We start from the raw sequence: 21,474 nt of genomic DNA on the forward strand, positions 1-21,474 counted from the left end.
GCATCGCATCATCATCGAAATTTTGGGGCAAAACAGATAAAACCAAACTTTGCGCCTCACAGAACGTGGTTTTGCCCTCTACCGTAAACTGCGGTACAGGGCTAACCGACATTATAACAGTTGAAACTGCAAATACACACCCTGCAAATGCAAATTTTAACATAAAAATTTTAGAATAATTTTCTTTATACTAAAAATCAACACATTACATCATACGAAATAAACTCATCGATAGGGCACTTTATAAGGCCCACACAAATAGGGGCCAACAGCTTCATAACGGCGTGTGGGGCAGCCCTCGCCCGGTCTCTATATGTCCGGATTGAAGACTTGCAAATTAACAACAGAACTCTAAACACTTCTGAATAAGCAAAATATCGAGGTTTAGATGGTGTACCTTCATTATCAAAATATCCCGAAGATTGTAAAGAGACTTTACAGGCTCCTTTTTTCATAAGCGGTTAATTTACCTGTCTTTGCAAGTATACCCATCCTGTTACTTTTTTGCCTGCAGAAAGCGTCAGCACGTAAAAGTATGTTCCTGTGGGCAATTCGCCACGATGCGACTGGCCGTGCCATTCGTTTAGGTAATTGTCCTTTTCATATACTTCCAGCCCATAGCGGTTAAATATCTTGATATGCTTTACATCCAGATTGGAAAGATCGAACGAGTTATTGTAGTCATCATTGTTCGGGGAAATGCCGCGCGGTATGAAGCAGCTGGTATTGTCAACCATTATTGATGCATTTTCGCTGCATCCTTCGGCATTGGTCACTTCTACAAAATATTCGCCCGCTGCAAGGTTGGTAATTACTGCCTCCTCCCCTATATGGTAGTAACCTTCAGGGCCGGTCCATATAAAGCCGGCGCCGTCAATGTTCTCCAGGTTGGTTATGGTTATCACATACTCCGTATTCCGGCATCCGGCATCAAGCTGTACAGTAAACATTCCTGTACTCTGCGTTACCGGGATCCCGCGTGAAGCCATACATCCGTTATTGGTAACCTCAACTCTGTAATCGCCGGTCTCGAAAACCTCAACTACGCTCTCATCAATGCCGGGCAGCAGGACATTATCATGGTACCATGCATAGGCTACCCCTGTTACAGGAAAGTTTACAGGGATAACACTAAGCACTGTGCTTTGCCCTTCGCAAAAAGAGGTTGTCCCGCCAATGGTAAAAACAGGTACGGCATTAACCGTAACATTTACCGTTGCTACCGGCGACGTACAACCATTCACGGTCGCGACCAGGGAGTAGGTGCCGCTCAGTGCCATTGTGGCATCGGATAATAATGGATCTTTTTCAGTAGACGTAAAATTGTTCGGGCCTGTCCATTGGTAGGACGCACCTGCAATGGCTGTAACCGAAAACTGGACAGCACTTCCTTCACACACGGCAGCCATAGGGGCAATGACCGGTGCTGTTGGCCTGGCTTTAAGCTCGATGGTTATTACCGCCTCATCGTACTGACCGCAAGGGCTTGTCACTTTATATGTAAAATGATAGGTCCCGCCTGCTATTCCTACCGTATTGAAGGTACTGCCTGTCAATGCGCCTGGGGTATCGGCATCTGTCCAAACCCCTCCCGTTGTATGCGGCACCGACAGGTAATCTTCAAGATCGATCTGTTGCCCGTCGTTGCAAAAGGAAAGGCTGCTGTCGGCTCCGGCAAGCGGGGCCGACACGATCGAAACTGCCACCGTTGCAACAGATGATGCACATCCGTTAACTGTAATGGCTAATGAATAAGTACCACTTTGGTTTACCGTTGCATTTGCAAGTACAGGGTTTTGTAGTGAAGAGGTAAAATTACCCGGCCCCGTCCATGAATAGGATGCTCCGGCAACCGCTGCAACCGAGAGCTGTATGGATGTACCTTCACAAACAGCCGGTACAGGGGCAATGACCGGTGTACCCGGTATGTCTTTTAGCTCAACGGTAACTACAGCCTCATCCTCAAGATCGCACGCGGCGGTTACTTTATACGTAAACCGATAGGTCCCTTCGGCAACACCCATTGTATTGAATGCATTTGCGGTAAGCGCACCTGTATTGTCGGTATCTGTCCAAACCCCGCCTGTAGTATGAGGCGCAGACAGGTAACTATCCAGATCAATGATCTCGCCATTGTTACATATAGAAAGGCTGTTATCATTTCCTGCATTGGGGAGCGCGTTGGGAGGCACTTCATATTGCAGTACCTGGTTGATGCAGGAGCCTACAGCAGGCGATGTTATGCTTACAAAATAAGTACCCGCCTGCGTAACTGAGTTGAATGCCGGAAAATTGAGGCTGCCGGTGGTACTCAATATCGTGCCCGGATCCCCTGCCTTCCACCATTGGTAGGTAAGGAATGAGAATTCCTCTACCGAAAGCGAACTGGCCTCGCCTTCACAAAAACCGTCAGCCGCGATCTCTATGGGGTCAAGCGCATTGATGTCGAACTGTATATTCCTGAGATTGCCGCAAAAATCGGTCACCTGAAAGTTGTAGGTTGCCGGTTCCAGTCCTGTAAAATGGTTTGAGGTGCCGTTTTCCACTACAAAAGGTTGGTTGTTTTTTGTGGTAATGCGGTACGTAAGCGGCGGCACGCCTTCGGCTACGATCAGTACTTCGGTTAGCCCACCCGCACACGGAAAACTGTAGGCATCGGTGATCACAGGGTTACCGTCAAACTCAAAATCGTATATTTCCTCAATGCAGCGAAAGTTCGCCGGGCTGCCATTCCCCCAGGTATAGAACATCTTTATGACCCTGAACTGCCCTGTAGCAGCAATGTTGATATTGTTAGCGTTATTGTTAAGCAAATAAGCTGTATTCGTATTGGGTGTTGCTCCTTCTGCATAATCGACCCCCGATATGGGGTGTTCCCATACACCCGCTATGGCATCGTACCGCTGCAGCCAAAAAGTTTGGAGGTTGCTGCCGTTGCTGGTATGGTGCAGGTTAAGATTGAATGAGTTGCAGTTTGGGGTCAGGCCGATATTATTTACGGCAATATGATAACCATCCAAAACCACCTGCTGCTCGGTAAGGGCGCCGCAATCATCTATCACACTAAAAACATATAATCCCTCGGGAAGCGAATTCATATACAAACGCCCATTCGTAGCGATATTAGATGATACGTTAAACGGAAGCATTTCTGTAAAAGCATCAGGAGCATCAATAATTTCCACGAATGTCAATCCTGTAGCAGCAGTGGTTATCCTTATCGAACCAAAACCTTCCTGACATCCGGGATATTGCGATATGGTTAGTGGCGAGGCTGTTGGTGCAAGCTCAAAATCCTCTTCGTATACGCCACCGCAGGAATCGGTGATCATCACGGTATAATCGCCCAAAGGCAGCCCATCCATAAAGAATGAATCTCCTTCGATCAGTTCCGATACATCATGGGACAGGGGGGCGGGATATGTTGCGGGTGCTGCCGTTATTATAACCGATATGATGTTCCTTCCCGGGAACTCTATTGTTAAGTCTCCTGTGGTGGCACAACCATCAACAGATGGTATCACCTGTGGTGTAACCTCGGGGTCGTCTACAACAAATTCTTTTGTAACACTGTGCCCGCAGGCATCAGTAAGCGTAAAAATGTAAGTTCCGTTCGGTACAGAGTTAGTGGCCGCATCGCCATAAGGTATGTTATCAACATCAAACGTAGGATGCTCCGGATTATAGGCTATCGGGTCAAATCCTGCCGGCACGGTAGTAAAATTAATGGTTACAGGCCCTACATAGTATTCGGGCTTTATGACAAAAGCATTATCGCCGCAACCCTCAACGCTCTGCTCCACTCCTGCGATAAGGGTACGGTTCACAATGATGCCATTGCGGCTATAAATATTCCCGCAGGCATCAGTCACCTTCACGTTGTAGGTGTACTGCTGCCCGTAGAAAAAAGGTATATCCCTGGTAAGCGCTATCGAGTTTTGCGTAGTACCATTAATGACCTGCGTAATTACCTGAGGAGCGCCGCCACCGGGAGGGAATACTGTAATTTGGTACGTTAACGGAAAGTATATCTCAAGTGAAGGTGAAGTAACCGCAATATTATGGCCTATAGTGATCGTGTTACAGTCCGGCATCTCCCCTCCGGCAAATACAACGGGCGAAATGCTGAGCCCCGTATTAGCCTGGACAAGTGTATACGTAACAACTACAGCTTCGCCACAGTTATCATGTACCCGTATCTGATAAACACCAACCGGAAGGTTGTTAAAAACAGGCGATGCCTGTGGTGCTATGGTTACCGGCCCGGAAAGTATTTCATAAGATGCTGCTATACCTGACGTAACGTTCACTGTGATCTTGCCATCGGTCCCGCACCTCACCTTTGCAGATGAAAGCGTATAAGCCAGCGAAACGATATTATTTGCAATAATAACAGTATCGGTCGCTGTATTGGACTGGCCGGCGAGCGATTGCGTTGCTACGACCATATAATTTCCCGCTACAAGCCCTCCTACCGTTTGGGCAGTAACAATCGTAACGGGAGTTGTGGTATTGGGCAGGAGATAAACAGCATAATCCATTGATGCAGCAGGGTCATTACCGGTCACGGCAAAGGCAAGAGAGCCATTACCCAGACACGTTTGCGGCATCGGGGTAACATCGAGCGTAAAAGCCGGGAGCTGGGCAACACAATCAAACGAAAAAATGAGTGCCATTATCGCTAACAACACCCTATAGGCTGGTAATCTTATATCCATTGCAATTTTTTGAAAGGACTAAAGATAACCATTCTGCCTTATGACTGTCAGCAGATTACAAAATTTAACAAAATAGACTTACTATTTATTAAGTATTCTGTGTAACGATCGCAGTGATCTTTTTGATCTCCTGTTCCTTTCCTTTTGGATAAATAAGCAATATTCGCTCTTTATCAACAATGATATAATCGTTAAGGCCGTCTACGATCACGATCTTTTCCTTATCGGTCCTGATAATGTTGTTAGATGCGTTCTCTATGAACAGCCTGGCATTCACGACCGTATTATTGTTGGCATCCTTATCTAATTTGTCGTGCAGCGACCCCCAGGTCCCCAGGTCATTCCAGTCAAAGGCTGCAGGCACAACATATACGTTCCCGGCATTTTCCATCACGGCATAATCAATGGAAATATTATCCGAACCAGCATAGTTCTGTTCGATCCATGATCGCTCACTTGGAGTGTTATAACTATCATAGCCGCTCATGAACATGGCGTACATTTCCGGCTGGAACTTTTGGAAGGCATTGGTTATCGTCTTTACGCTCCAAATGAAAATACCGCCATTCCAAAGGAAGTTACCGCTTTCTAAAAACGTTTTTGCAGTTTCGTAATCGGGCTTTTCCCTGAACTGGAATACTTTTTTTATATCATTCTGGTCCTGCGTACCATATTCTATGTAGCCATAGCCCGTATTAGGGAATGTAGGCTTTATGCCAAGTGTCATCAACACGTCCTGGTCCTGCGCATAGTCAAACGCCATTTGCAGGTTATCAATAAATGCCTGCTCATCCTCTATCCAGTGATCGCTTGGCGCTACCACCATTACGGCGTCAGGGTTCTGCTTTTGTATTTTCAATGACGCATACAATATGCATGGCGCGGTATTGCGCATTGCAGGCTCTAACAGTACCTGCTCCTGCTTTACCTGTGGCAGCTGCTCGAGCACCAGGTCGTTGTATAAGGCGTTGGTAAGTATAAGGATATTTTCTTCGGGTATAAGCTTTGAAAGACGGCTGAATGTTTTTTGTATCAGCGTTTCGCCTGTGCCGAGCATATCATGGAACTGCTTTGGGAATTGCTGTGTACTCACAGGCCAAAATCGTGAGCCTACGCCGCCTGCCATTAAAATTGCATAATAATTGTTGTTCATTGGTGATATGGTTATTTGGAGGGTAAAGGTTTTAATTTATCTGTAGAATTCAAAGGCGTTTAATCATCATTTAACATCATGGCAGCAGTTCCACTTCGGCATTGGGGTTGAATAGATATGTGCGGCCGGTACTTACCTCGAGGCATTCGAACCGTTTTATCCGCTGTGCGCCCTTTTTAAATATCTTGCCGTTGTATATCTTGAACGTGCTTCCATAAGGAAGTTCGAAAATGTACGTTTTGTCTGTCGCTTCGTCAAACTGCTTCAAGGCCAGCGACAACGTTGCATCGGTATCGCTGCTGGCTTTTGGGTTCCTAAAATGCCTGGCCAAAAGGGGCAATAGCTGGTTAGGGAATATCTCAGGCCTTATAAAAGGCACCATCAGCTTTTGGAACGTGAGCTTCCACTCGTCACCATGCGGCTTTATGTTACGCCCGTATTTTTCGAAAGCCGCCAGATGGGCTATCTCATGCACCAGCGTCATCAGGAACCGGTACTTGTTAAGACTGGCGTTCACAGTTATGCGATGGTACCCACTGTCATCACGTCGGTAGTCGCCGTGCCGGGTAACACGCTCGTTCACGATCTTCAAGTGTACGCCATACAGTTTTATCAATTCAAAAACCGCATCAGTAGCATGTTCCGGTATGTATCGTGCCAATACGTCCTTCACTTTTTATCCTTATGGTGTGCTGGAGGAAACCTGCAGCACCTTACCGTTGTAATAGTCATTTCCCGTTAGGGCAAAGTTATATATATAATCTGCCATTTGCTTTGGCGAAAGCGGTGCTTCATAACCCGGGAATGCCTCGCGCAGCATTTCGGTATTTACAGCTCCCAGGGCCAGAACATTAAAAGCAATACCTTGTTCTTTATATTCTTCAGCCAGGAGCTCCGACAGTGTTGTCACGGCGCCTTTACTAGAGCTGTAAGCCGACAGCCCGGCAAATTTTACAGTGCCCTGCACACCGCCCATGCTGCTTACGGTAACTACATGCCCGCCTTTTTTCATATAGGGTAACACCAGCCTGTTGAGCGCGGCCACGCCAAAAACATTGACCTTGTAAATGTACTCGAACTCTTCTGAGGTGATCTGCCCGAACGGCTTCAGGAGCAATGCTCCGGCATTATGGATCACGATGTCGGCATGCTGCCAGGTGTTTTCCATAAAGTTCTTAACAGTCTCAAGTCCCGCAGGTTCCGACAGGTCGGCTGACAGGCAGGTAATATTGTTATTATCCCGCAACTCTGTTGGTATTTTGCGTGAAATGGCCAGCACCTTATGCCCTGCTTCGGCAAACTGTAATGCCAACTCATAGCCTATACCCCTGCTGGTGCCTGTAATGATAACGTTCTTCATTATTTTTTCAGTGTGATCTCCTGTGTCCTGGCATTTACCATCTTTTCTACGACCGGTATCATTTGCTGTATGAATGATGTCATGTGCTTCGTATCCATAGCTTCAAATTCGTCATCCAGCTTGTGGTAAAACGGAAAGGTGCTCATCTCTGTCGTACTAAAGGTATGTGAAGGCACATTGAATTCAAGAAAGAAAGGGTAATTATCTGAAAACTTGAACAGCTGATATTTCATCTCGAACTCATTCGACCCGATGATCTTTTTGCCGGCGTACTCATTGAATTTATCAGCCATGTTGCTTCGCCCATAGCCTGTAATGAAAGCAAGGTTGTCGCCACCCAACGGCACACCTGTCATTTCAAAATTAACCATGGTGTAGATATTGAAGCCCTGATCGTGCAATTTCTTCGACAAATGGTAACTCCCCAAAAGCCCGGCCTCCTCTGCAGAGAAAAAACAGAACAGTATGCTGCGCTTGTTGGTCTTGTTCTTGCCATAATAGTTTACCAGTTCTGCTACGGTCGTTGTCCCTGTAGCATTATCATCAGCACCATTAAAAATATCATCACCATTTACAGCTTCTTTAGCCATCCCGATATGGTCATAATGGGCGCCTATAACCACAAACTCTTTTTTCAGCGTAGGATCGGTCCCTTCCAGTACACCTACAATGTTATAGGCCGGTTTCGGGAAATTAGTAAGTGTATCACGATACGTAGCAAAGTAAGGTTTTATACCGTTCTTTTTCAGTATATCTTCAAGATGCGCGGCAGCCAGGTCCATTTCAGGAGTGCCCGGAGCACGCCCCTTCAATTCATCCGAAGTAAGGAACTTCAATGTAGCCGAAACACTTTTTTCATCTACTTTATAGGGTTTGCTTTGTGCACAGGAAAGCGACACAAAACCAAGTGATATCAATAGCAGGAACAATGCTTTTTTCATAAAGGTCTATTTGACAGCTAAAGTAAGAAAAAAAGAATAGTGATACCTATTAAATTTGTGTAAGCGTCCATATCATTCGGCAATAAAAAACCCGTCCTTGTAAGAACGGGTTACTATCATCTGGCAGCGATGCGGGCTTACGCCAGCATAGTTACCGGGTTTTCTATGTACTGTTTCAGCGTTTGCAGGAACTGTGCCCCCGTAGCCCCGTCTACCGTGCGGTGGTCGCAGGTAAGTGTTACCATCATGGTGTTGCCTACCACGATCTGGCCATTCTTCACAACCGGCTTCTGCACGATCGCGCCTACCGAAAGGATGGCCGAGTTCGGCTGGTTGATGATCGAGGTAAATTCCTGGATGCCGAACATCCCTAAGTTAGAAACCGTAAATGTACTTCCGTCCATTTCGGCAGGGGTCAGTTTTTTGTTCCTCGCTTTTCCGGCAAGGTCTTTTACCGCACCGCCGATCTGTGAAAGTGACATCATGTCGGTAAACTTAACTACCGGTACTACTAAGCCATCCTCTACCGCTACGGCAACACCAATGCTGATGTGCTTGTTGTAAATGGTCACATCGTCCTTCCACTGCGTGTTTACCTGCGGATGCTTGCGAAGCGCCATGGCACTGGCCTTGATCACCATGTCATTAAATGACACCTTGGTATCAGGAATACCATTGATCACGTTACGGCTCGCAATAGCACTATCCATATCCAATTCTATAGTAAGGCTGTATTCCGGGGCGCTGTATTTCGATTCGGCCAGGCGACGCGCTATGGTCTTGCGCATCTGGTTATTTTTCACCTCTTCGGTAGCTACTTCACCAACCGGCATGTAAACCGGAGCGGCAGCAGGAGCCGAAGCCTGTTGTGCAGGTGCAGCTTGCTGTTGTGCCGGCTGTGCAGCCTGAGGCGTGTAGTTCTCTATATCTTTCTTTACAATGCGGCCGTTCTCGCCACTGCCTTTTACCTGCTCAAGGCTTACACCTTTATCTTTGGCAATCTTGCGGGCAAGCGGAGATGCGAATACCCTTCCGCCATCATTGGCAGCAGCAGCTTCCTCAGCTTTAGGCGCTTCGTTCGAACCTTCTTTCTTATCTTCAGCAGCAGGCTTGTCCTCGCTTTTGCTTTCAGCAGCAGGAGCGCCTTCTTTACCATAGTTTTCCGCAATACCCGTTACATCCGTCCCTTCCGGGCCTATGATGGCAAGTATGCTGTCTACCGGAGCGGTCTGCCCTTCCTGAACGCCAATGTACAATAGCGTACCGGCATTGAACGACTCAAATTCCATTGTGGCCTTGTCCGTTTCGATCTCAGCAAGGATATCGCCTTCGGCAATTTTGTCGCCTACTTTTTTCAGCCATGTAGCCACGGTACCATCGGTCATAGTATCGCTAAGGCGCGGCATGGTAACCACTTTAACACCGGCAGGAAGTGCGGCAGGAGCAGCTTTCTTCTCTTCCGCAGGCTTGTCTTCTTTTTTATCTTCGGGCTTTTCAGCAGGCTTTTCCTCCTGTTTTGGCTCTTCCTTCTTTTCATTATCACCGGCAGGTGCAGCTTTACCGTCAAGAAGCGCTTTGTAGTCTTCGCCTTCTTTACCGATAATGGCCAGTACAGAGTCAACCGCAGCGGTCTCGCCTTCGTTTATCCCTATGTATAATAGTGTTCCCGCATCGAAAGCCTCAAATTCCATTGTGGCCTTATCAGTTTCAATTTCTGCAAGGATGTCGCCTTCTTTTATCGTATCGCCAACTTTCTTTAGCCACGTAGCCACGGTACCTTCGGTCATGGTGTCGCTAAGGCGCGGCATTGTTATGATCTTTGCCATGGTTTATTGTAATTTATGTGGTAAGAATGGGTAATTTTCCTGATCGTAAACAACGTCATACATTACACTAAGATCCGGGTATGGCGACTCTTCAGCGAATTTCTCGCATTCGTCTACAAGATTTTTCACCCTTTCGTCCATTGCCTCGATCTCAGCTTCGGTAGCGTAGTTGTTTTCTTTAATGACATCAAGCACTTGGATGATCGGGTCGATCTTCCTGTACTCTTCAACTTCCTCTTTGGTACGGTAATGCTGCGCGTCGCTCATTGAGTGTCCACGGTAACGGTACGTTTTCATTTCAAGGAAAGTTGGGCCATCGCCCCTGCGCGCCCTTTCCATGGCTTCATGCATGGCTTCGGCAACTTTCACAGGGTTCATCCCGTCTACGGGGCCACATGGCATTTCGTAGCCAAGGCCAAGTTTCCATATATCGGTGTGGTTCGCCGTACGCTCTACCGAGGTACCCATGGCGTAACCGTTATTCTCTACAATGAATACTACAGGAAGTTTCCACAGCATTGCCATATTGAACGCCTCGTGAAGCGACCCCTGGCGTGCTGCACCGTCACCAAAGTAGGTAAGCGTTACACCGCCTGTCTCAAAATACTTATCGGCAAATGCCATACCTGCACCTACAGGTATCTGCGCACCTACGATACCGTGGCCTCCATAAAAGCCATGTTCTTTGGAGAAGATGTGCATCGATCCGCCAAGACCTTTTGAAGTACCTGTGGCTTTACCCAAAAGCTCGGCCATTACCCTTTTAGGGTCTACTCCCATGCCTATTGGCTGCACGTGGTTACGGTAAGCAGTGATCATTTTGTCTTTGCCCAGGTTCATGGCGTGCAATGCTCCTGCGAGTACCGCCTCCTGGCCGTTGTATAAGTGAAGGAAACCTCTAACTTTTTGCTGAATGTACAGGGCTGCCAGCTTGTCTTCGAATTTTCTCCAAAACTGCATATCCTCGTACCACTTCAGATAAACTTCTTTTGTTATTTCTTTCATTGCTCAATTATTGGTGCTAATGTGATTGTAGTAAAAAAATGTTCTTTTGGCCGCAAAAAGTTTCCTCACACAAATTTGCGAAATGCAAAAATAAGACTTCCCGATTAGAAGTGAAAATTTATAGGAAGTATTTTGATATTTTTTAGAAGCCTCTCCCCAACCCTCTCCAAAAGAGGGGGAGCAGCTACACTCGTACGACATAGAGGTTCTTTCTTTTGCCACGAATTACAATAATTCCACGAATTTCTAAGCGCATTTGCCCAGTACTGTCATGTCGAGGCACGAAACGATCTTTCTATTCCAAAACGATTTGAAGGAAAGATCGCTTCGTCGTTCCTCCTCCTAATGATCCGCCCGGAAGAGCATCGATAAAAAAAGAGGCCCTCGAGCCTCTTCCATTTATAAATAATCCTTATCAAATACCAGCGGTAGCAGGTTTTTCAAGGATTCAGATCTGTATACTTTCCCGGTTTCACCCATAAAGTAGATCTCCATTGGCACGTCCTGCTTCATTTCATATTCGGCGAGGGACTGGCGGCAGGCACCACAGGGCGGTATCGGGCTGTCAACTACTTTACTGTCGGCGGCGGCTGTAATGGCAAGGGTAAGTATCTTTGCCCCGGGATGTGCTGCCCCGGCATGGAACACTGCCACCCTTTCGGCACACAGGCCCGAAGGATATGCTGCATTTTCCTGATTGCTGCCTATCACCACTTCACCGTTATCCAGTTGTATGGCCGCGCCTACCCTGAATTTCGAATAGGGCGCATAGGCTGTTTTTCGAACTTCAACAGCACGCTGCATCAGCATTCGCACCGGCTCGGCCAGATCGTTGACCGAATCGTAAACCGTAAACGTGGTTGTTATGGTTAGTCTTTCCATTAATATTCATCCCACTCGTCGCCAAAGTCGAATGATAGCGAAAAGCGAAGCGTGTTTTCAAGAGGGTTACGTACTTGTGAAGCCGAGAACAGGTAAGACACATCAATTTTGATGGCCGTATATTTAAATCCTGCTCCAAGCGAGAAGAACTTACGGGCACCTTTCATTTGGTCCTCATTAAAGTATCCTAAACGAAGTGCGAACGAGTCCTGGTACAGGTATTCCGCACCTACAGCGTAAGTAAACTCCTTAAGTTCCTCACTAAACCCGTCAGGCGCATCGCCAAATGACTTGAACATTCCCGACACCCAGTTAACATCGTTATACCTCTCGTTGCGGATGATATAATCCTGATTGTCTATTTCGCCGTCATCGTTAAGGTCTTCAATTTTTTGAGGTGTTGGCACTAAAAGTTTGGTCACTTCCAGGTTCACGCCAAGCTTGTTATATTCGTCAAAAATAAAATCAAACCCTCCACCAAGTCTTAAGTTGGCCGGAAGGAAGTTCGAGCTTAATGTCTCATCATTATCATAGCTGATCTTTGGACCCAGGTTCTGGAAATTGAAACCTGCCCTCCAGCGCCCGTTGAAATCGGACATAGCCACTTCTTCAGACTGATAATAACCGGCAACGTCGATCGCAAATGTGCTTGCCGCTTTAGAGTCACCACCGCCAGCAGCTTCAGGTATCCTTAAGTTGGAACGGATATAACGCGCTGCGACCGACATTGAGAATTGCTCATCGAGCTTGAGTGCAAAGGAACCATCGATGGCAAGCTCGTTTGGATTCCTGGTAACCGGTACCTCGTTAGGGTCACCCGTCTGCCTTAATTCAATGTCACCAAGGCCAAAGTAGCGAAGGCTTCCCGCAAATGCCATCCTCTCGTCAAACCTGTTAAAGTAATTTACCTGCCCCAGCGATATGTCATTCGCAATATCGGTAAGGTAAGGGGTATAGCTTACTGCAAGGCCGTGCTTCCTGAGGGCGAAGGCATATTTTGCCGGGTTCCATTGCTGGGAATATACGTCGGATGAAGTAGCAACACCCTGGTCGCCCATACCTGCAGCCCTAGCATCGGCTGCTATCAGTAAGAAGGGAACTCCGGTCGTGATCACTCGTTCACTCTGGGCTTTGGCCATCTGTATGCCCAAAAAGCACAGGGCAACTAAAAGTATTCTTTTCATTAGTATTTTGGAATTAAACGGGGAACAAATATAAGGTTTTTTATAGCAATACAAGTTTTTCATATTTTTCAGCAGTTTTATTTGACGATGCCGACCGGACAGTTAGCTTATAAATATACACGCCCTTACCTATCCTGTCCCCAAAATCATCACGACCGTCCCACTTGATCTCACGGCACAAAAAACCATCGGTAGTTACCTGCTGGTTTATGGTCTTTACGATCTTACCGGTCACCGTAAGCACCTGCACCTGAACATCGAGAGGTTCAAAAGGCCTGTTATGGGTAAACCAGAATTCTGTATAACTCACAAATGGGTTAGGGTAATTTAGTACTTTGTCAAGCTTGAGCACATCATCGCCTATTACAACAAATTGTATTTCCGCCGTAACGAGGTTATTGTATACATCCCAGGCTTTAAAAGTAAGGGTATGCAGTCCTTTTTCAAGATTGGCTAAAGGGAAGCGCAGTTTACCTTTAGTATAATCGTTAAGTTCGGTCTCGTAATAATCGTTCATTATGAACGGGTTGTTCTCATCGCCATCCAGTATGCCAATGATATCGTGACCGATCCCACTCGCGGTGTTAATGCCGTGCTCATCTTCAAGGAAGGCCAGCAATATTGGCGAATCGTTGGTAATACCCCCGGATATGAATGTTTCGTCGTTCATGTACAGCCGCACTTTGGGAGCAATATTATCGGCTGCCGCATTTTGGTTCACCCCACCTATCTTTATAGCAGTGCTATAACCGGTATGGTCTTCAAGGGCGTTATTCTTTTTAGCATAAAAACTTACCCTGCCCTGCCCTATCGGAATGCGGATATCCCTTGGCACGACAAAGCCAAATTCAAACTTACCATTGGTCACAGAAGCATTCCCCCTGAAGATCGTTTCACCTAAAACATCGAACGGAGTGACTTGGCCTACGTTGTCGTTGTCAAGCGTATTCCTGCTCATCTGCTTATCAAACACGGTCACTTCCAGTTCGCCGTTATAATTGGACAGCAGCACATCATTTTCATTGGTGACCTGTCCGGCGAGCTTAACATAAGCCAATGACTGCAGCACATCGGTAGATTGTGCTACAGGGACATCATTTATCTCGGTAAGGACGATCTTAGGTTTTGGGATCGCCATTTTTAAAGCCGGATCACCTATAAAGGCCACACAACGGATCGAAGTATCCGACAAGACGACTTTTGTCTGCCTGAGCGCTTCGGCCATAGACGGATAGTCATTACCCAGTGCGTTATCAAAAGCATATAGCTTAGACGTAATGTTCCTGTTAAGGCTGTAAGCCGCACTGGTATATATAGACCTGGTAGTTGTTATCATTGCAATGGCGCCCCCTCTGGAATTCCAATAGAGGTATTCGCCTGCAGTGGGCCTGTAGGGGTTGTCAAATCGTGTAAGCTCACAGGTAGCTGTTAAAAACAGTGGATATTTGTACCGATTGGTCAGGTTTTGCGCATCGGTCTTTTCAAAAAGGCGCTCACCCGCAAGGCCATCCTCGCCACCATGCCCCAAGTAATTCACCACCAGGCTTCCGTAATTGATAGCCCTTACGATCTGCTCCTTTGCTTCAGGGTAGCGCTGCCCTCCGGCAGATGCCTGCTGCACGAACGCATCGGAATGCACCTTCTTGACATTGATGAACTTCCTGCTGCTACCTACCATACTTTGATAAAGCAGTTCCATTTGAGGCACGAAAGGCCCTCCATTATTATCAAGATCATCAGTGATCATTACATATTCATTACGCCACCTCCCATAGGACTCCGGACTCAGGTAATCGACAACCTTATCTATCATTTCATCTGCCTGGCTTTTCCCGTCAACCAGCATACGGCCAACGGCAATATCAAGGCGCTCTGAACTGTCATTAAACAGCATCCTGCCTTCATTTGGGTCCATATACCCAAAAAAATCGTCTGAAACAAAAGTTACCACATTACTGTAGTTAGCAGTTGGGCTCGAAGGATTAAATCCGTGGAAAGTAGGTACTATATTGGTATTATTAGGGATCCTGTCCTTGTAATCAAATGAAGCATCACCAAAGAGGTTCAGGTATTTCAGTTTTCCCGCTGGGACCGATGCATTATTGTAAATATATTTTACAAAATTTCGAATTGCCCCAATATCCTGCTTGCCGGATGAAAACTCCTGGTAGATATTTTCGAGGGCAACAACTTTTACCGAAAGGCCAAGGTTGCGGTGGATCGTGGCCAGCCTCTCGGCAGTTGAAGTGAGCGAAGCCGGTGTGACAATAAGATAATCGAGATCCTGGAACTGACCCTGGGCATTTTTAAGTATCGTGCCTTTGAGGTTTTGATTAGCCACTTTCGCACGGCCCTCGCGCAATGGGATATAATAGTCATTTGGCACTACGGTAATGTACTGCCTCACTTCTCCCATAGATGCTTTAAAGGAAAACTGGCCCTGCCCGCCATCATTCACTATTTTTGAAGCGTCATATATATTGGTAACATCCCACACTTCCTTAATGCCTGATGCATTTGAAAGGTTGTATTGAATAACACCTATATTATTTGCAGCATCGTTAAGCCTGAAGCGAAATTGTTTTCCGTTGCCATTAAGGTTACGTTTGGCCTTCAAAATAATATAGTCGAGCCAGGCGTTATTGCCGGGCACACCATTATTATTATATGCAAGGTTTATTGTGATCGCTCCGCCAGAGGGTGTAAAAGTACCGGTAACCATATCCTCAGAGGCGATTATATCATCATTATTATTCGCAAAGCTCATACTACCCACATCGGTGCCATTTGCTTTGACAGCCATTGATGTACTGTTGCGTGAGTTAGATGCCGCACTCACTGTTATCGTCGCAGGTCCTGGTGCAATGTCGGGAATGTTGAAGTCGAAATCCTGGTCATTTTGCACGTTGAATTCCTCTCCATGCCATTTCCTGCCCAGCCTGGCAATGTTCACCAGGTCCTTTTCATGATACTGGTATTCATCAAAAACAGATGTATTCGTAGTTGCCGCGCCCGAAGGCTGTGGCTGCACAGCGATGCGCTTACCATTGCTACCGCCTGCGGTAACATAATAATAGGACCTGTCAACAAAAAGATTGCTGTGTGTATTGCTGTCCGTATTCCAGTTATCCACACCTTCGGCATAGAATAGTATGTAGTCACCACTACCAAAACTACCATCCTCTTCACCGATGACCGTAATAGCATTCTCAGCAAGGTCTGAAGGATAATCGACACCGTTCAGAAGTGGGAGCATCCTGCCGCCGTTACCATATATTTTAATGGTACGCGGATCTACGTTCACGCTCATGCCCAAACTTTGAAGGAAAGAACGGGTAACTTTATACACTCCCGACTTTTCCACATAAAAGCGATGCCATTCACCAGTTGCCAGGACAGAATTCGAGATCACATTAAAATCTGCCGCGTCCCTTAAAGCTGACCTTGAAGCATCGAAACTGAAAGCATAGCTAAAAGACTTTATACGCTTATAGCCGCTACCGTCCTTTATAATAGGAGAAAGCGCAATGGAAGCATACCATTGATCGCGGGCCCTCGAGGAGGTAAGCTTTGCATTGATAGCTGCCGGAAGGGCAGATAGTGAAAGTGTACCCAACTGTGCAGGGGTAACATTCTCATATAATATATTGGTGATGGCAAGAGACTCAGGGCTGGCAGTAGCGTCTATAACTATACTGTTGCGAAATGATACTTGTTTACCGGAAGCATCGTAGCTGCAATACTCATCCTGGAATTGCGGAATGCTGACAGGCGAAGTGCCGACAAGCACTTTGACATTATCTCTCCATTCAAGAACAACCTCCCCCCTTTGCTGCCCGAAAGACACTAAAGAAGCAAGAAGTATAATAAATAGTAATCTCTTTTTCATCATTGACACAACGCAGATAGCGCCGATATATTACACAGCAAATGCAAAGTTTTTAATTTTGGCTCTTGCAATATTACTTCAATTTAGGCGTTATAGACAAAGACATTTAACTTAATTTTGGAATTTCATTAAAAATTTTCAAAACGTGTTGCAGTTTAATGGTTAATTATTATATTGCGCCACGAAATTTATTTACCTACAGAAAGATGAAAGTTAACAAAATCACGGCTTTAAAATTGTTGGTCGCATTGGCGATAACGGTTGGTTTTACCGGTTGTAGCAAGAAAAACTCCAGCGGTAATACGTCCACGGCTACGGGTTGGAAGATCAATGACAAGAAAGGTGGTTTCCAGCACAATTCAAAGTACAAGGGACAGGAAACAGCTCCGGGCCTTGTTGAAGTGGAAGGCGGAACATTCACCATGGGCAGGGTTCAGGATGATGTTATGCACGATTGGAACAACACTCCAACGCAGCAACACGTCCAGTCTTTCTATATGGATGAAACAGAGGTGACCAATGTAATGTACATGGAATACCTTGACTGGCTAAAAACTGTTTTCCCACCTACAGAGGAAAATTACAAGAATATTTATGTTGGTGCCCTTCCTGATACATTAGTATGGAGGAGCGCACTTGGTTATAACGAAACCATGACCAACAACTACCTTAGGCACCCTGCATACAGCAGCTACCCTGTAGTAGGCGTTAACTGGATCCAGGCTGTAGAATTCAGCAAGTGGAGGACAGACCGCGTGAACGAATTGATGCTTGAAAAAGAAAAATTCCTTAAAAAGGATGCAAAAGTAGTAGACAGGAGTGCGGAAAGCACTTTCAGTACCGAAGCATACCTTGAAAGCCCTACTAAAGCTTACGGCGGTAACGAGGAGATCGTACTAAAAGGTAAAGGCAACAAACTGGCTTCTAAAGAAGATGCTAAAAACGTATATGCACAAAGGTCATCGGGCATCATACTTCCTGAGTACAGGCTTCCAACAGAAGCTGAGTGGGAATATGCAGCTGTAGCACTTGTAGGCAACCGCGAATACAACCTGTACAGGGGTAACAAAAAATATCCTTGGAAAGGCCAGTACACCCGTAACTCTAAGCGCCAGTCTAAAGGTGACCAGCTTGCCAACTTTAAGCAAGGTAAAGGTGACTACGGCGGGATCGCAGGATGGTCTGACGATAATGCGGACATCACTGCTCCGGCAAAATCATACCCACCAAACGACTTCGGCCTTTATGACATGGCTGGTAACGTTGCAGAATGGGTAGCAGACGTTTACCGTCCGATAGTAGATGATGAAGCTAACGACTTCAACTACTACAGGGGTAACGTGTACATGAAAAACAAGATCGGTGAAGACGGAAGGGCTGAGATCGTAACTTCTGAGACTATCGAATATGATACGCTTGCCAACGGAAGGATACAGTACAGGAACCTGCCTGGCCAGATCGCGCAACAGCAGATAACTTCTGATGATACCTATCTAAGGCAGAACTACACCAAGGCTGACAACAGGAACTTCAGGGATGGTGACAAGCAGTCTACACGTTACTTTGACTTTGGAACATCTGAAGAAGAAGCTACACCTTCTGACAAAGAGGTTGAAAGGATGTACCACTCTCCTAAGCACCTTGTGTCTAAAGACAGCGTTGGCAACATGGTAAGGAAATATGACACATCTTCAAAAAGGACTACGCTTATCAATGATAACGTAAGGGTTTACAAAGGTGGCTCATGGAGGGATCGCGCTTACTGGCTTGACCCTGCACAAAGGAGGTACTTCCCACAAGATATGGCAACAGACTACATCGGGTTCCGTTGCGCAATGTCTAAAGTTGGACCAAAATCAGGCAAGAAGACAGCCCGTAACAAATAATATTTCGATTTAAAATATACAATAAAAGCCCTATCTTAGGGCTTTTATTTTTTTACATACTATATGGAAACCGCCGAATTATACAGCCACTTCCTGCAATGCAGCTCCCTATCCACCGACACCCGGAAAATTATGCCCGGGTGCCTTTTCGTTGCCCTGAAAGGCGATAATTTTGATGCCAACACTTTTGCCGCCGAAGCACTTGCTAAAGGTGCAAGGTATGTGGTCATAGATGACCACGAATATAGATCGGATGACAGGATGTTGCTTGTACCTGACAGCCTTGAAGCATTGCAGCAGCTGGCCCGGCACCACCGGAGAGAACTCGGTTTGCCTGTAATAGCCCTCACCGGCAGCAATGGCAAAACGACTACTAAGGAACTCATCAATGCCGTGCTTTCGCAAAAATATACCACTACTGCCACTGTCGGCAACCTGAACAATCATATAGGCGTACCGCTTACACTACTTTCCTTTACCAAAGACACAGAAATAGGTATCGTAGAGATGGGTGCCAACCATCAAAAAGAAATTGAGCTGCTCTGCTCCATAGCTGAGCCCAACTTCGGGTATATTACCAACTTCGGGAAAGCACATCTGGAAGGATTCGGCGGATTCGAAGGTGTAATAAAAGGCAAGAGCGAACTTTATGCCTATCTTGAAAGCCATACCAAAATGGCATTCGTAAACCTGGACGACCCCATTCAAAAAGAGAAAACTGATAAGCTACCCCGATTTACCTTTGCCAAAGAAGAATATAATTGCGATGTTCGCATAGAAGCCGTAGAAGCAGCCCCCATGGTAAAGCTTCAATACAAAGGACTTGATATACAGTCGCACCTTATAGGCATATACAATGCGGCCAACATAAGCGCGGCCATAGCGATAGGCACCTACTTTCGCGTAAGCGATGTAAAGATCAAGGCAGCGATCGAGGGTTATATCCCATCAAACAATCGCTCGCAGCTTATGGAGAAGAATGGCAACAGCATTATCATGGATGCCTACAATGCTAATCCGAGCAGCATGGCGGCGGCGATCGCCAACTTCAGGCAGCTTGAGGGAAACAAGATCGCCATACTGGGCGACATGTTCGAACTTGGTGAAGAAAGCCATGAAGAGCATCAAAAGCTTGTTACCCTGCTTGCAAAAGAAGAGAACATTGAGACATATTTTGTAGGCAAATACTTTTATGCCAATAAAACCAGCGATGCCCACCTGCACTTTTTTGAAAGCTTTGATGCCCTTAAAGGATATATTATTGGCAAATCTTTCAGCAACAATATTATCCTGATAAAAGGATCGCGGGGAATGGCGCTCGAAAGGTTGCTGGATGTGATCTGATATTACATCGTATCAGGTAAAACTCTAACATAACTTTAAAACCTGCTGCGTTTTAATTCGTTATCTTTGATTACCTGCTAATTATATAAATGACAAATTCCGAGCGATTTTATGCTGAGCTTCCGGCTCACCGGATGTCGCTGAGCCAACTGGTTCCGGACGCTTCATTATTCCATCCTGTTCCGGATGACTGGCTTGTAATCATTACAGACATAAAAAACTCTACCGGGGCCGTTATGGATGGCAGGCACGAGGACGTAAACCTTATTGCTGCCGGAAGCATTGTATCGGTCCTTAACATTGCCTACAACAGCGATATTACCCTGCCTTTCTTTTTTGGAGGTGACGGCGCTACTTTCCTAATCCCCTCCATACTGGCCGATGATATTATGAGATCGCTCACACGATACGCCGGGAATACACGCGACAACTTTGGAATGGAATTACGCACAGGTATACTGCCAGTAAAAACTATTTATGATCGCGGCTACGAAATATTGATCGCAAAATACAGCAGCTCCAAGACCTTCCTTGTACCGATAGTTTTGGGCAATGGCCTGGCTTATGCCGAAAAGGTAATTAAGGCTGAAGATCACCTTACAGATCCACCTGTCGGCCAAGCGGAACCCGATCTTACGGGCATGCAATGCCGTTGGGATAAGATACCGCCTCCTATTGATAAGGAAGAGATAGTGAGCCTGCTGGTAATTGCGCGACACGTAACCCAACAGCCGGAAGCTTTAGGCAGGGTACTACAAAAATTAGACGAGCTTTATGGACCGCCTGAGAAAAGACAGCCAATATCGGTAAACAAACTGAAGCTGAAAACCACCTTTAGCCGGCTTGGCACTGAGATGCGCGCCCGCTTGGGGCGGATAAAATGGCTGGAATTATTGAAGACATGGTTTATCACGCTGTACGGCTACATTTGGTTCAACACCAAAAATGGGCAGCGCTATTTGGAACGTCTTGTCGAGATGTCGGACACACTGGTGATCGACGGTAAAATAAACACGGTGATCACGGGGTCGTCGCGCCAACGGGAAGATTTGCAAAAGCTATTAGAAACAATGGAGAAAGAGGGCAGCATACTCTACGGCCTGCACGTAAGCAACGCTTCGGTCATGTCGTGCTATGTACGCGACATGGAAGACGGTCACATTCATTTTGTAGACGGCAGCGAAGGTGGCTATACACAGGCTGCACGAATGCTGAAAGGCAAATTGCACAGCGGGCAACACGTATAACACCGAAAATTCGGCCGGGTGAAATGTGCCTTGCGTCAA

13 protein-coding genes are annotated in these 21,474 nt (G+C 46.3%); 3 read left to right on the forward strand and 10 right to left on the reverse strand.

Going from position 1 to position 21,474, the window contains the following annotated elements:
* Positions 1–461: 461 nt before the first annotated feature.
* The 10 genes from ACT6R0_RS15325 to porU form a co-directional block, all read right to left on the reverse strand.
* The gene (locus ACT6R0_RS15325) at positions 462–4,718 is read right to left on the reverse strand and encodes a T9SS type B sorting domain-containing protein (protein ID WP_444653865.1); all 4,257 of its coding nucleotides are present in this window, start codon (positions 4,716–4,718) and stop codon (positions 462–464) included.
* Positions 4,719–4,806: 88 nt separating this feature from the next.
* The gene (locus ACT6R0_RS15330; RefSeq protein ID WP_444653864.1) at positions 4,807–5,871 is read right to left on the reverse strand and encodes a mannose-1-phosphate guanylyltransferase; all 1,065 of its coding nucleotides are present in this window, start codon (positions 5,869–5,871) and stop codon (positions 4,807–4,809) included.
* A gap of 76 nt (positions 5,872–5,947) precedes the next feature.
* The gene (locus ACT6R0_RS15335) at positions 5,948–6,544 is read right to left on the reverse strand and encodes a SprT-like domain-containing protein (protein WP_444653863.1); all 597 of its coding nucleotides are present in this window, start codon (positions 6,542–6,544) and stop codon (positions 5,948–5,950) included.
* Between the two features lie 9 nt (positions 6,545–6,553).
* On the reverse strand, positions 6,554–7,231 hold the full coding sequence (locus ACT6R0_RS15340) for an SDR family NAD(P)-dependent oxidoreductase (RefSeq protein WP_444653862.1): 678 nt from the start codon (positions 7,229–7,231) through the stop codon (positions 6,554–6,556).
* Entirely contained in the window at positions 7,231–8,172 is a 942-nt protein-coding gene (locus tag ACT6R0_RS15345) for a M28 family peptidase (protein ID WP_444653861.1), read from the reverse strand. Before ACT6R0_RS15345 ends, ACT6R0_RS15340 begins: the two co-directional genes overlap by 1 nt.
* 137 nt (positions 8,173–8,309) lie before the next feature.
* The gene (locus tag ACT6R0_RS15350) at positions 8,310–9,998 is read right to left on the reverse strand and encodes a pyruvate dehydrogenase complex dihydrolipoamide acetyltransferase (protein ID WP_444653860.1); all 1,689 of its coding nucleotides are present in this window, start codon (positions 9,996–9,998) and stop codon (positions 8,310–8,312) included.
* 3 nt (positions 9,999–10,001) lie between these two features.
* On the reverse strand, positions 10,002–11,003 hold the full coding sequence (gene pdhA / locus ACT6R0_RS15355) for a pyruvate dehydrogenase (acetyl-transferring) E1 component subunit alpha (protein WP_444653859.1): 1,002 nt from the start codon (positions 11,001–11,003) through the stop codon (positions 10,002–10,004).
* A gap of 399 nt (positions 11,004–11,402) precedes the next feature.
* A complete protein-coding gene (gene cdd, locus ACT6R0_RS15360) occupies positions 11,403–11,885 on the reverse strand; it encodes a cytidine deaminase (RefSeq protein ID WP_444653858.1) in 483 nt (160 codons plus the stop codon).
* Positions 11,885–13,069 (reverse strand): type IX secretion system outer membrane channel protein PorV, encoded by a 1,185-nt coding sequence (gene porV / locus ACT6R0_RS15365; RefSeq protein ID WP_444653856.1) that lies wholly within the window; start codon positions 13,067–13,069, stop codon positions 11,885–11,887. Before porV ends, cdd begins: the two co-directional genes overlap by 1 nt.
* Positions 13,070–13,109: 40 nt before the next feature.
* Positions 13,110–16,961: a type IX secretion system sortase PorU gene (gene porU, locus ACT6R0_RS15370; RefSeq protein ID WP_444653854.1), complete on the reverse strand. Its 3,852-nt coding sequence runs from the start codon at positions 16,959–16,961 to the stop codon at positions 13,110–13,112.
* Positions 16,962–17,164: 203 nt separating this feature from the next.
* On the opposite strand from porU, the gene gldJ reads away from it, so the two are divergent.
* The 3 genes from gldJ to ACT6R0_RS15385 all read left to right on the forward strand — a co-directional run bounded on the left by gldJ (position 17,165) and on the right by ACT6R0_RS15385 (position 21,435).
* On the forward strand, positions 17,165–18,844 hold the full coding sequence (gene gldJ / locus ACT6R0_RS15375) for a gliding motility lipoprotein GldJ (RefSeq protein WP_444653852.1): 1,680 nt from the start codon (positions 17,165–17,167) through the stop codon (positions 18,842–18,844).
* A 63-nt stretch (positions 18,845–18,907) separates the two neighbouring features.
* Complete coding sequence (locus ACT6R0_RS15380; RefSeq protein ID WP_444653851.1) at positions 18,908–20,188, forward strand: UDP-N-acetylmuramoyl-tripeptide--D-alanyl-D-alanine ligase; 1,281 nt, start codon at positions 18,908–18,910, stop codon at positions 20,186–20,188.
* An 89-nt stretch (positions 20,189–20,277) separates the two neighbouring features.
* Positions 20,278–21,435 (forward strand): DUF3095 domain-containing protein, encoded by a 1,158-nt coding sequence (locus tag ACT6R0_RS15385; protein ID WP_444653849.1) that lies wholly within the window; start codon positions 20,278–20,280, stop codon positions 21,433–21,435.
* Positions 21,436–21,474 lie beyond the last annotated feature (39 nt).

Origin of the sequence: Flavobacterium sp., from assembly GCF_052437795.1 — a bacterium.
In the GTDB taxonomy this organism is placed as follows: Bacteria; Bacteroidota; Bacteroidia; order Flavobacteriales; family Flavobacteriaceae; genus Flavobacterium.